Origin of the sequence: Enterococcus sp. DIV0187, from assembly GCF_051713785.1 — a bacterium.
GTDB lineage: Bacteria > Bacillota > Bacilli > Lactobacillales > Enterococcaceae > Enterococcus_A > Enterococcus_A avium.
The window spans coordinates 1,586,545-1,600,181 of the sequence record NZ_JBIOQO010000001.1; the positions used below are offsets into that span (position 1 = coordinate 1,586,545).

9 protein-coding genes and 1 pseudogene are annotated in these 13,637 nt (G+C 38.7%); 3 read left to right on the forward strand and 7 right to left on the reverse strand.

Going from position 1 to position 13,637, the window contains the following annotated elements:
* Positions 1-45: 45 nt before the first annotated feature.
* Positions 46-195 (reverse strand): annotated as a pseudogene (locus IGI52_RS07745) (aspartate aminotransferase family protein); the annotation flags it as partial.
* Positions 196-979: 784 nt separating this feature from the next.
* Between IGI52_RS07745 and IGI52_RS07750 the strand changes: the two are divergent.
* The 3 genes from IGI52_RS07750 to IGI52_RS07760 all read left to right on the forward strand — a co-directional run bounded on the left by IGI52_RS07750 (position 980) and on the right by IGI52_RS07760 (position 4,060).
* Positions 980-2,704, forward strand: a complete 1,725-nt coding sequence (locus tag IGI52_RS07750; RefSeq protein ID WP_438780928.1) for an ATP-dependent nuclease — start codon at positions 980-982, stop codon at positions 2,702-2,704.
* A gap of 837 nt (positions 2,705-3,541) precedes the next feature.
* Positions 3,542-3,826, forward strand: coding sequence for a hypothetical protein (locus IGI52_RS07755; RefSeq protein WP_438780929.1), 285 nt, complete (start codon positions 3,542-3,544; stop codon positions 3,824-3,826).
* Positions 3,827-3,901: 75 nt separating this feature from the next.
* Positions 3,902-4,060, forward strand: a complete 159-nt coding sequence (locus IGI52_RS07760; RefSeq protein WP_438780930.1) for a hypothetical protein — start codon at positions 3,902-3,904, stop codon at positions 4,058-4,060.
* Between the two features lie 499 nt (positions 4,061-4,559).
* Here IGI52_RS07760 and IGI52_RS07765 read toward each other — a convergent pair whose 3' ends face one another.
* From IGI52_RS07765 to IGI52_RS07790, 6 genes are all read right to left on the reverse strand, one after another.
* Positions 4,560-5,558 carry a hypothetical protein gene (locus tag IGI52_RS07765; RefSeq protein ID WP_438780932.1) on the reverse strand — a complete coding sequence of 333 codons (999 nt, stop codon included), beginning with the start codon at positions 5,556-5,558 and terminating at the stop codon, positions 4,560-4,562.
* Between the two features lie 570 nt (positions 5,559-6,128).
* Positions 6,129-7,817 carry an allophanate hydrolase gene (gene atzF, locus IGI52_RS07770; protein ID WP_438780934.1) on the reverse strand — a complete coding sequence of 563 codons (1,689 nt, stop codon included), beginning with the start codon at positions 7,815-7,817 and terminating at the stop codon, positions 6,129-6,131.
* A 3-nt stretch (positions 7,818-7,820) separates the two neighbouring features.
* On the reverse strand, positions 7,821-11,441 hold the full coding sequence (uca, locus tag IGI52_RS07775; RefSeq protein ID WP_438780935.1) for an urea carboxylase: 3,621 nt from the start codon (positions 11,439-11,441) through the stop codon (positions 7,821-7,823).
* 4 nt (positions 11,442-11,445) lie between these two features.
* Positions 11,446-12,159, reverse strand: a complete 714-nt coding sequence (locus IGI52_RS07780; RefSeq protein WP_438780936.1) for an urea amidolyase associated protein UAAP1 — start codon at positions 12,157-12,159, stop codon at positions 11,446-11,448.
* A 3-nt stretch (positions 12,160-12,162) separates the two neighbouring features.
* Positions 12,163-12,819 (reverse strand): urea amidolyase associated protein UAAP2, encoded by a 657-nt coding sequence (locus IGI52_RS07785; RefSeq protein WP_438780937.1) that lies wholly within the window; start codon positions 12,817-12,819, stop codon positions 12,163-12,165.
* 18 nt (positions 12,820-12,837) lie between these two features.
* Complete coding sequence (locus IGI52_RS07790) at positions 12,838-13,635, reverse strand: ABC transporter ATP-binding protein (protein ID WP_438780938.1); 798 nt, start codon at positions 13,633-13,635, stop codon at positions 12,838-12,840.
* Positions 13,636-13,637: the final 2 nt, after the last annotated feature.

Here is a 13,637-nt window from a genome sequence, read left to right on the forward strand (position 1 = left end):
TACTGTAGCTTTCCCAGCGGTCATTGTCATCGTGAACATTGTTCTTCAGTGAAAAGCTCGAGAAAAAACAATAATATTTTCACGCTTCACATATGATTTTGCAATTTTAATTCCATTTTCCATCGTTTCAGCCCCGCTATTCGCTAAAAACACTTTTCCCCATTTTTCTATTGCTTTTGAAACAATTGAAAGTTCTTTCGCAAGTTGTACATTGGCGAATTACGAAATTTACCATACCATGAAGAAAGTCTTTTGATCGGTTAATGATCACCTCGGTCAGATCTAACTAGCTGTAACCAACATTCAATACTCCAACACCTCCTACCCAATACAAAAAAAGATTCTCATCAACATCCCGAATCATAGCCTCAACACCTTTCTTAATAACTACCCGATACTCACAATTAACGCCCTTTAGAACATATTTGTTTCTTAAATTCTAGTATAGCTTTGTCATTCGGACCAGGTAAGGTGCTTGTGATTATTCTTGGCAAGTGCATTAGCTAATTCTATCATACTCCCTAACCTCAATTAATAAGCATCCATTGATAAGATTTTATTATACATTTCAGGTCGTCGATCGCGAAAAACTCCAAAGTACATCGATTTGTTCAAATCTAACTCAGTGACATTTACTTCCAGATGATCTTGGCTGGGTTGCTGGATAACTTCTCAAAACTCATTTTTTATAAATGAAGAACCGTAGAATTTCATACTTCTACAATCGTGTTCAGTCCCACTCTATTCCTAGCAGTTAAAAGCACGATGTTTCCGGCTGCATATTCTTGCATAGTACACCTTCAATGATTTTTTGGAGTCTTCGCCCTTTTTTTCTCTGATCCGATAGCAATGGCACAGCGACTAAGGAAGATAAATATGGTTAATTATTCATAAACATTATAAAATTGATCATTTTGCATACTAAAGTATTTAATTATGGTATTATTAACCAAAATAGTTATCATTAGGAGATGTAAATTTGAAACTCAAAAAATTCACTGTACAAAACTACAAAGTTTTTGGAAATCCCTTTAGTGTTGAATTGATTAAAGACGAGCAACAAGTCAGTACATTGGAAAACGACACTTTTTTTACCATTCTCACAGGAAAAAACAATATGGGAAAGTCAACTTTTCTAGAAGCAATAAATAGGTTTTATCAAGAGTTGAAGGCACCTTATAAAATAGAAGAAGTCTGCTTCAACGACCCTTCACAACCTGTTATTTTCAAAGCTAATATGGTTGTTGACTCCTCAGATCAAGAGATTTGGGAAGGCTTGTTAAAAGTAGGAAAAATCACAGAAGAGACACAAGGTAATTTTGAGGTCACGATAATTAAAACTTATAAGTGTGGGAATAATGGAGTATTTTCAATCTTTATTGCTGGAGAACCTGAAAGTAACAAGCCACTTCTCAAGGCATTTACCACTAGCATTACTAGTCAGCTACCGTACTATATTCGCCCAAATATGACTACAGAAGAAATAGACAAAATAGTTAGTAATATATACAGTGATGCAATCGTCAAAAGTAGTGAAGATAAAAAAGAACAATTAAAAAAAATAAATGCAGATATTCAAACCGCTATGAATGAGCTTAAACAAAAAACAGATAGTTTATTAGACTCTGTCAGCAGTGATGTTTCAGATGTCCTTAATTCACTTTTTACAGAACAAGGTTTAGAACTTAAAATTTCTGGAGGTGAAGTTACGGGATTTTCTATACGAGATTTCATTAAAAATTCTGATACTAAGATCACTGTCAAATCCGATTCAAGAAAGGAAGCAATGTTACTTTCAGAACAAGGTACCGGTGTACAGCGGATGAGTTTGATATACACTATCCAAAAGATTATTGAAAAAGGCTTAGGAGACCTTGGGGAAAGGATGCTGCTAGTTGATGAACCAGAAGCATTTCTGCATCCCGAAGCTGTTCGAGGACTTAGTGCTTCCTTATATCAAATTGGAGATTCTATGCCTATAATTATAACGACTCATTCTCCTATTTTAATAAATCTTGAAAATAACCATACTGTAATTGATGTATTCAAGATAGATAAAGATCAGCCCGATGCAATTACCTTGTTCAACTCTAAATTACACAGTTTTGATTGCGATGATATTGCGAACATGAAAATTCTAAATTACGTTGATTCATATATAAACGAATTCTTCTTCTCTAACAAAAATATTATTATCGAAGGGAATACCGAAAAGATTGTATTGAAATATATACAAAAGACTTATAACATATCATTTCATATTATTGAAGCTCGAGGAAAATCAACAATATGTACTCTTATGAAAATACTAAATCAATTTCAAACTGACTATCATGTGCTTCACGACATTGACAACAATAAGAATACTGATGTTAAACTGAAGACACAAAGAACAAATTGCAGAAAAATTCTTAGCTTAAAAGAAAACAATATAAAAATTTATGCTTGCGAAGCTAATTTTGAAGATGCCTTTTATGGTCATAACGAATCTTCTTCAACTAAGACAAAAAGAATTTATGAAATACTGCATACATCAGAAGGTTCAGAAGATTATAGCTTGAAACAAACTATTTTAGCTACATTTAATAGTATATTTGAACTGGGAATTAATAACTTAGAGGGCATTAATTTGTGTAAGAAAGTTCATATGATAGATGATAACGATAAAATTGATTGCTTATTTCCAACGTTAGTTAATGATTAAGGAAAGATTTTGAAATTCAAATTACATTATCTTTCTTCATTTCAAAACATCTTCCTTATCTATATCTCAAAAAAGTAATTCAAATTAATAAGTCGACCTTTTTCCATGCTGAGTTAACAGTCAGTCTACCGTTTGAACAAGTGCACACTAACTGGTGATTCAGTTCCTTCAAGGCGCTTATTAACAAATTTAGGGAATATGCGCCATTTAAATTTCATAGCTACAATACTACTTTCAATTCAACACTTTTGAAAGTAACAAAAGAATGGTAGAAACCTATGGATAATAGTTCTTATTGAAAAATAAACTTGGAAAAGTCATTGAACCGCAATTGAATTGTTGTCACTCGACAAGTTACTTAATTTTTCTATTCGCAACTGTCAGTTCCAACTTTCTATGACGACTGTCTCTAGAAGTCTTCAAAACTATTCCAAGTCAAAAAGTCTCTAGTTACTAGATGTTACCTGAGGCTTTTCGACTTGGAATAGTTGAAATTTATGTAGAAACAAATTTTATCCAATAAGTTTGATGTGTCGCTACTGACTTTTATAAAGTACGTTCTTGTTATTATTAAAACAAAATTAAAATTGATTGTACTGCTATCTTCCCTTAATTTGATTAGATTATTCACTTTTTTATCTTCAATCTTCTTTAATGATTATTTCATTTTCAAATGTGATATCGAATAATACGGTTAGTATGATAGTAGATATTACGAAAATATTTTGAAGTTTTAATGTCTTGATTTTTCTCTCTTTATTGATATTATTATTACGAAAGTGCGTTCGTGGCATAATTAGAAAATAGATGTATTAAGTTGAATGGAGGAATTACCTTATGAACTTAGAAGAAGAACTGGTACTTCATCCAAAAGGTACATGCTATTATAAATCAGGAATACCTTATCTTTTGTATACAAAAGATAATTGGGCTGATATTAAGAAATTTTGTGCCCCCTTTGCTGTAGAAAAAACTGAAAAAGGCGCATCAGATGGTCGTGCACTTGTTGATTTACCTACCGGCAATGAGTCTTTTACTTATGGCATAATTTTAGTCAAATTAGGAACAAAACGTATCCTATTTTTTCATCAGAGTGAATTTGGCGAACTATTCAAAATCTGAATACATTATTGATTATGTATCCTATACCATTTGGAATCTTTATCATTATATATGGTATTACGGAGGAAAGTCTGAATGACAAAAGAAGAAATGCTTTTACTTATTATGAAATTTCTTCATGAAGAGAGTATTGAACCACATTTACAAAGAGAAATTCTTGGAACAGTAGCTGAACTACTAAATCATTATAGTGTTGAATTTGTCCAAGACCTTTTACCATCTTTATTGAGTTAGTTAATCGTGTTATGAGATGATTTTTTCTTTATGCTTTAATAAATCAGTAGCCTAAGATGAGTATCAGATTGGTTATCCGGCTATTTTGCGTAAAATTACTTAATATATAATAGATTTTTTCGTTAACCTTCTCTTGCCCATCAGAAATGAGTGCTTGATAACCAATTGGTGTATCAAAAGGAAGTTTAACGTCGAAGCTCTTTCTCCCACGTCTGGAAATGTGTAGTTTTCTTCTTTCACAGATAAACTGGGTGAAGTTGTTAGTAAAAAAGCGACAATAAGTAACTTCGTACAGATCAGCTCAACGGCTAGATGCTAGGTAGTCACATTTAAGGGAAATAATTAATGGCTATATCTAAAAATGAGTGTATTAAAAAGAAGCCTTCCAAAAAAGCACTTCCTTATTAAATTCATTCTACTTTGAATTCAATAGGAAGTGCTTTTTTATTATTTTTCAGGACACATTATTTTACTTTTTTAGTAACAATATTTTTTTTTACTAAATATCAAAATCGTTCTCTTGAATCCCTGTTGGCAGCTCTTTTTGGTATGTATCATCCGAGAAGCTATAGCCAGGAATAATGTTAGTCAAATCATTAACATTTAAAACAAGTTGAGAATCAGACATACTCCCACCATTTGATTGATAAACGAAAACTAATTTCCGAATGTTATGTTCCTTTTCATAGTTTGCAAAATCTTCTAGTGTTTTGATTGCTTCGATCTCTTTTTCAGTTTCTGGAAGCTCATATTCATCAGAAGAATCATAGTCAGAACTATCCTCAGTGTAGTCATTTTTCTTTGGTAATTTTATACCTGAAAAAGTATAATTTGTCACATCGTCTTTTGACACTTCTCTGTCTTTCTCTTTCATCGCAGTGATCTGAGATTTTTGAACAGAAATTTTATCGCCAGCAAATGTTAACTTCTCTACACTTGCTGAAGGGTAGAATGATTCAGTATCAATCCCTTCGCCTAAATACCAATTTCCTTGGTATTTATTCTTAAACTCTTTGTTTAATCTCTCTTCCAATGCCACAACGGTCTTATTGTAGGCATTTTCCTTTTTCGCTAGTTTCTTCTCTTTAGATTTTTCTTCGCTTTCCTCTTTTTCTGATTTCAAGCGACTGTTCTCTGCTTTTTCTTTTGCTTCTTTTTCTGCTTTTGACCCTTCTTTATACATCGTTTCATCATCAATAGTAAGTTTATCATCTTCCAACGAATAAGGGACTGTTTCAGTAAGTCCATCCATAGAGACTGTCATAAGTTCTTTGTCTTCATCAATCTCCACGTTAACAACGGTAACATCATCTTTTTCACCATTAGAATATTCCGTTTCAATGATTTTCTTCTGCTCGTCGTCAATTTCCCAAACAGTTTTTGTCTCTTCAGAATGGTCTGAATACTTCACCCAATTCCCACTCAACTTATTTCCGCTACAACCACTTAACATAAGTCCTAACACAAAAACAATACCAACAACACTAATTTTCTTCATTTCAACCCATTCCTTTACATACGTTTGTTTAAAAGTATAACAGTGAAAGTATTCACATGTCTATAAGATAATAATAATTCTAAGCACTCTTCCTTACGCTTCACTTTCGCTAGTCTTTCCTCTTTTAAGTTGATTTTCAAGAATTTCTGTACCAATGCCTTCATTGTTCTCTATACAAAATTTAAATAATGCAATATTAATAGTTGGCTTCAATCTGTCTAAATTATTGTGAATACTGTCAGGCGCTAACTCTTTAAATATTTCATTTAATAAAAAAACATATCATTCAAAAAAAAATGAATGACATGATTTTTGTTAATACCTAAATCTTGACAATAAAACTAGTACTTCCTTTTTTATGGTACAACTTAATTATATTACTTATTGATGAACTGAAATCTCTTAGAAAATTTTGTACTAGAAACACAATTGCCTATCTTAAAGACATGGTAAAATCAATCTTCTGTAACAGTTTTAATCTCAAAAAGCAAATGCCTTTAATGTTGCTTGAAGACTACTCCAAGAGTTCTAATATTTTAAATTATTTGAATGGATTGCTTAGAACCTCTTTTAAAAGACCCCCTTTAGCTGATAATTTCGCCAAGAACCAAATTCTGTGATTTCATGCATCTCAGTTTCATCTACTTGCTGACAAACAAATCCTAATACTATTTCACCGTCCTCTAGCTCAATCTGCCCAATGCCAAGAGGGTGAGGAATTGTTTGAATAAAGCTGCTTAACATCTCATTAGGGATCTGCCAAACTTCGACTTCAATTTTCGCACTATGATCTTCACATTTGACTAAGGCTGGTTTGCGAACTTCCGTTTTCACTTCATATAGACGATAGCTATTTGCAGTTTTTGCTTCTCCGTAAAATTCTGCTCCGTGAGCAAGTAAGTCTTTTTCAAGTGGGAAACCGCGCATATGCAGACCGCAAACCACTAATTTAGTTTTTTGCTGCTCCTTTTCAATTTCCGCCGCATAGCTTTTCAACAAACTTTCTTCTTCTGGAACAGAGAACAAAGTAACTCCAAAAGGCAGCTTGCTGTCGACAGGAGACGGCAGGGCAATGGCACTCAAATTTAACAAATTGCAATGGTTGGTATATAGCCCCATTTGACTATTGGTAAAAATAGGATCGGCCATTACTTGATCAATCCGCCAGGTTCCAGTACAGGTGGGCAGCAGCAGTAAACTCCCTTTCAGCCGCTGCTTCACTTTAGCTTCAACCTTTTGGCAAAAATGCTGCGCTTCAAATAATTGCTTTGCTGAATAATTAGTTTGTTGCGCTTGTTTTAATATCGCTGCCACCGGACCGATAATCGTCTCTGAGTGATGGCTGGCAAAATCGCCAATTGCTACCTCTCTTTCTATCACGAATGGTCCTTCATACAAAGAGCGAGCAACTTTCTGAATTTCCGCCATCGAGATAATCTCAACCTTTGTATTTTCTTTAAAATGGTTCACTGTCTGCTTCCAAGATAGCTCATATAGCTTGGCAAAAGGTCCGAAAAACTCCAGCTGATCCGGCAAAAAAACTTTTTGCGGAGATTTTAACTCCGGTGTTTTTGTATTTAAAGAAGAAAGCTGCTGATCAATTAGCTGAATATCTTCGGTTGTATTGCCGAAAACTGAAACACAATCCAACGATTCACAGGCTGGCACTACACCTTTAGTTGAGTAGCTGCCGAGTGCTGCCTTGTACCCAACGATATTATTCAACGCCGCCGGTACTCGCCCAGAACCTGCAGTATCGGTCCCCAACGAAAAGCAGACCTGTCCTAAAGCGACCGCAACGGCCGAGCCTGAACTGGAACCGCCGCTGATCAGCTCGGGATTAAGGGCATTTTTTGTGGCTCCATGAGGGGATCGCGTCCCTACTAATCCAGTAGCGAACTGATCCATATTGGTTTTGCCGATCGGAATGGCGCCGGCCTGAATCAGCTGTTGAACCACCACAGCAGACTCTTCTGGAATGTAAGAAAACGCTGGACAGGCTGCCGTTGTCGGTACCTTTTCCAAATCAATATTGTCCTTGATGGCAAAAGGAATTCCCCACAAGGGTTTGTTTTGAGGGCCAGTAGCTTCCAACTCTTTTACGTAGGTTATGATTTCCTTTTTGTCCAGTACATGCAGCCAGATATTGTAATCGGCAAACTCCTTGATGCGGACAAGAAGCTGATCGATGACTTCCTCAATGGTAAATGACTGACGGCGATAGCCCTCCTGAAGGTGTCGAATGGTCATTTTTCCCATCTGCTAGACCTCCTCAATAAAGGCTAGGGATTCACCTGAACGTAAAATATCCCCCTGCTTAATCAAAATTTCCGAAATCTTTCCATCACAAGGAGCATGATAAGCAATCTCTGTTTTCATACTTTCGGTGACAATCATAGGTTCCCCACTTTTCACGTAATCCCCCTTGCCGACTAAGATTTTCCAGACACTGCCTGGGATGGCACACTTCAAGACTTCATTGTTTTCCGGTATCTTCCGTTCAGTTGCTGGAACTTCATCCATGGTTTCTGATACGAATTCCAGCAAGCCTTTTTTCTGCCAGTCTTCCCGTTCTGCTTCAAAGGCCGATTGCTGGCGTTTTTTCACCTGTTCGATTTCTTCCTGGTGCTCTGACAGCTGCTGCAAATATTCTTTAATAGAAAACTCAGTCTCTTCAATTTCCAGCTGATAGTTCCCTTGTACAAAATCCTTGCGATATTGCAGCAATTCTTCTGGAGAAACTAGGAAAAACTGTAGTTGATCGAAATAATCCAGCAACCAAGGCTTCGTTTTACTAAAATAATCAGTTTCCTTTTGTAGATTCCACATCTGAATCGTCCGACCAAACAACTGATAGCCCCCTGGTCCTTCCATACCATATACACATAGATAAGCACCGCCGATTCCTACCGCATTTTCCGGTGTCCAGGTTCGAGCTGGATTGTATTTAGTAGTAACCAACCGATGGATTGGATTGATGGGTACTGCCACTGGAGCACCTAAATACACATCACCTAACCCTAAGACCATATACTTTGCTGATAGAATCGTTTCCTGTACCGTCGTCTTATTTTTAAGTCCATTAATGCGGCGGATAAACTCAATATTATCTGGGCACCAAGGAGCTTCAGGCCGTACATTGCCTTGATAGCGTTCCATTGCCTTGACCGCTTGAGGATCATTCCAGGAAAGAGGCAACTTAACTACTCTTGAAGGAAAAACAGCATTCTCCAGATCTGGCAATTGATTATCAATGGCAACTACTTTGTCCAGTACCGACCTTAGCGACATTTTCTTCGTATTCACCTGAATTTGCAGACTGCGGATTCCAGGAGTCAAATTGATGATTGGTAGATCACTGGCAGTAAGTTCACGATACAAGGCATGAATCCGAACCCGCAAAATAAAATCCAACTCCATTTCGCCATATTCCAAAAGCAAGTATTGATCACCTGACAACCGAATCGTCAGCTTGATGCCCTTAGCATTTTGACATTGATAAAAAATTGGGTAATTAGTCAGCTTCACCAACGTTTTGGTTTGATCCTGTTTCCCGTTACGATAAAGCTGAGTTAACACTTCGCTGGTCAGTGGCCGTGCCAACAGGTTATCTTGTTCAGCATTAAGCAAATTAGCAGTCTCAAGATCCACTAGGCGGAACTGTAAGGTATCACCTGGTTTCAACTGACCCAGTTTCCATAAATCACTAGTAATGACCGTCGCTGGACAAACAAACCCGCCTAGACTAGGACCATCTGGACCTAAAATTATCGGCATGTCACCAGTAAAATCAACTGTCCCTACCGCATACGCATTATCGTGAATATTAGAAGGATGTAAACCAGCTTCGCCGCCATCTTCTCGTGTCCATTTTGGCGTTGGTCCAATCAAACGAACCCCGGTTCGTGAACTGTTGAAATGCACCTCCCATTTTGTCTCGCAGCATTCCTTCAAGAAGCTGGGATCAAGAAATTCCGGTGTACAATGAGGGCCTGGTGTCACATGAAGCAACCAGTTTTGCTCGGTCTGCGATAATTGGAAAGGCTGTTCCAATGATACTGAACTCTTAGCTGATACTTTCAGCGGATGCAGCACATCGCCCGCTTGAAGTGCCCGGCCATTTTTCCCACCAAAGTTTCCTAAAGTAAAGCAAGATGCACTGCCTAACACCTTCGCTGCACTGAATCCATTTTTGACTGCTAAATAACTGCGCATGCCGTTAACTGATTCGCCAAAGCTCAACACTTGACCGGCCTTAGCTTGGATAACCTGATACATGGGAAGCGGCTGTCCATCTAATTTGGGCTGTAGATCAGCACCGGTTAAAGCAAATTCCAGTGAGCCACGGAACAGCCATTTGCCGCCGGAAAGTGTCAGCTCAATTACCGGAGCCTCCTCAACATTGCCCAGCAGCTTATTAGCCAATCGTCCAGACAAAGTGTCCATTGAACCAGATGGCGGAACACCCACTCCCCAATAGCCTACTCGGCCAGGATAATCCTGCAGTGTACTATTTACTCCACCGTCCAACACCTCGATGGCTGGGACTTCAATCGTCAGCTTTTCCAAGGTTTTCGTCGTTATATCCCCAGCAATAACCTGCGGCTGCTTCAATACTTCCTGTAAAAAGTACAAATTGGTTTCAAGTCCATGAAGCTGCGTTTCCTCCAGGCTGTCAGCCAATTTAGTCAAGGCTGTTTGGCGCGTCTCTCCTTTAGTAATGATCTTTGCCAACATTGGATCATAAAACGGACTGATCTCTAGCTGATCAGAAATAAAAGTTTCGATTCTGGCTTGCGAGCTCCATCTCATTTCATCTACTTTGCCTAAGCTGGGACGGAAATGGTGATAAAAATCCTCGGCATAAATCCGAGCTTCTAGACTGACGCCTTGCGGCTGCAGCTGAATGTTTGCCAGCTCCGGAAATTCATTTGCCGCCTCTTTAATCATCCATTCCACTAAATCAATTCGGAAAACTTCCTCGGTAATACCGTGCTCCACCTGTAATCGGGTATTTACTTCTAAAAAGTAAAATTTCTCTGTAGCGGTATCGTACAAAAATTCCACCGTTCCAGCACTGCGATAGCCCACCGTCTGACCTAACTTCAGCGCTGCCTGATGCAACGCCTGACGAGTCGCTTCCGAAATACCAAAAGCCGGACATTCTTCAATGACCTTTTGATTTCGCCGTTGCAGGGAACAATCCCGTTCACCAACTGTAACTATATTACCAGCAGTATTCCCAAAAATCTGCACCTCGATATGACGAGCATTTTCTACATACTTCTCTAAAAAGACACCGCCATTGCCAAAGTTGGTCTCTGCCTGATTAACCACTGAATCATAAGAAGCTAAGAGCTCTGCCTGATCCTGACAGATTTTCATCCCAATTCCGCCTCCACCTGCGGTACTTTTCAACATAATTGGATACTCCATCATTTCAGCCGCTTTTTTTACCTGCCACTTGTGATTCAATAATTCAGTTCCTTCAATCATCGGGATCCCGGCTTTTTGGGCATACTCTCGAGCTAAATGCTTCATCCCAAATTCGCGAATATGCTGACTTTCTGGACCAATGAACACAATTCCATTGGCGTTACATTGCTCCACAAAATCGGCATTTTCACTTAAAAAACCATACCCTGGAATAATCGCTTCAGCCTGACAATTCTTGACAATCGTCAAGAGCTGCTGCGTATCCAAATAGGTTTCGTTGACTGTTTGTCCATCAAGTAAATAGCTTTCATCGGCTAATTCTACGTGCAGACTTTTTTCATCCGCCTGGGCGTAAACCACCACAGCAGTAATCTTCATTTTTTTCAAGGTGCGAATAATCCGAACCGCAATAGTGCCACGGTTGGCAATAAGTACTTTTTTAAACATCTGCTCACCCTTTCATTTGGTTTTCGACCAAGGTATTTTCAAAGGCTCGGGTATTTTCACCACATTTAGACACCACTGGGTCGAATATATCAGCCGCCTCGCCTTGATAAATTTCCATTAAAACCTCATCCCGCGAGTAATCCTTTGCTGGATTCAGGGGATGTGGCGTATTGGATAAGATCAGCAAAACTGCTTCATCGGTTCGCAAGATCACTTCTTTGTCTAATGTGTTTTCTGGCTGATAGGACAGCTGACCTCCATCAGAAGCAGTAACTTTAGAAAATAAATTGACGACCGAGGCTAGATCACAGCGACCCAGTCCGCGACGAAACAGCTCAATTGAAAAATTATCGTAGCTGTTGCGGGTGCGCTGATTGCGTTCCCTTTGATAAGTCGACTCGCCATACTGTGCTTGAATTTTCCGATGAAGTGTATGCCCGCAAACTGTATCGTGCCAGCCAAAGGTATCTTTTACCATGCTTAAAAGCATTTTCCCGTTGTCGCTCATTAGCAAGTCATTTTCACTTAGATAAAAGGTATGCTGCGCCTTTAAGGAATCCGGCATATTATATTTTTCCTCGGGGTGTTCATGGTGGTAGGCACCTAAAACTAAGTTGCAGGCTTCTCCTTTGGCGGTCAATCGAACCAGCATCCCCGCTCCGATATATTCCGACCATTTTTCTCCCGGTAATAAACGCTTCGTATAAACTAAATTCATTGACTATTCCCCCTTCCAGATCAACACATCAATCGGTGTTGGATTGTAATCATTGCATGGATTATTCAGCTGCGGACAGTTGCTGATTAGGACAATAACGTCTTCCAAAGCTTCCAGCTCTACATAGAAACCCGGACCAGAAACACCATCCTTAAAATCCAAGTTACCTGCTGTATCCACCGGCACATTCATAAAGAAATTAATATTAGGAGCCAAGTCTCGTTTAGTAAATGGATAGCAGCCAGGATATTTGCTCATTTGCAACATAAAGGTATCGCGGCATGCATGCATATACACCTTCTCCCGTTGATAACGAACAGTATTACTCTGACAAGAGCAGGCTCCACCGATGGTATCGTGCTTGCCACAAGTATCGGCAGTAATTTTCAACATTTCTCGACCCGATTCACTCATCAAAACGGTGCCAGTACTTAAATACAAGCTCTCTTGTTCCTGAATCGTCATGGTTACACTGTAATGATCTGCTGGATCATCTGCCAAAAAGAATAATGTATCAGCCGCCTGGTTTCCCACCTGGTCAACAATCCGCAGCGTATCACCCTTTTTGATTTCTTTCATGAAGCCGTCACCAGCTAAGACTTCTTGATTATAGTCAGAATTTTCTGACTTTTTATCGCTGAATGTTGGTACAAACACCATCTTCATTCCTCCTGCTCTTTAACTGTGTATGATCTGATCGATTCGTTTTTTGACTTCAATAAAGTCAGGTTCATCCTTTAAGCTCAGAGTTCGCTGATACGGTAGATAAATAGGGATGGTCTGCTTGACTTCACCTGGTCCGGCACTCATCACCACGACCCGCTGTCCTAAAAAGGTAGCCTCTTCAATATCGTGAGTAATAAATAAAATAGTCGGCCGTTCTACTTCCCAGATTTCCCGCATCAACAACTGCATGTTGCGTTTAGTCTCTGGGTCCAAGGCACCAAAGGGTTCATCCATCAACAAGATTTCCGGACTGTTCGCCAGAGACCGGGCAATCGCAACTCGTTGCTTCATCCCCCCCGACAATTCCTTTGGTAGACTTTTGCGAAATTTTTCCAACCCGATGACTTCAATGTAACGATCAACAATTTCATTAATTTCATTCTTAGGCTTTTTGCTGATCTTTAGTCCAAAGGCAATGTTTTCCTCTACGGTTAGCCATGGAAACAGCGAATAGCCTTGGAACACCATCCCTCGATCCGCGCCTGGTCCTACCAGCTCCTGATCATTTAGTACAATTCGACCAGAGCTGATATCCTCTAATCCACCCAGAATTCGCAGCAATGTTGATTTCCCGCAACCGGATGGTCCTACAACACACAGAAATTCATTGTCCAATATTTCCAAATCAATATCACGTATAGCTACTACATTGCTTTTTTTCGTAGAATAGATTTTGTTCACCTGTTCAAAAGATATTTTGCTGTTGGCTATTTTTGCCTCTAAGCCCTGCTCACCTGTGATTACTGCCATTT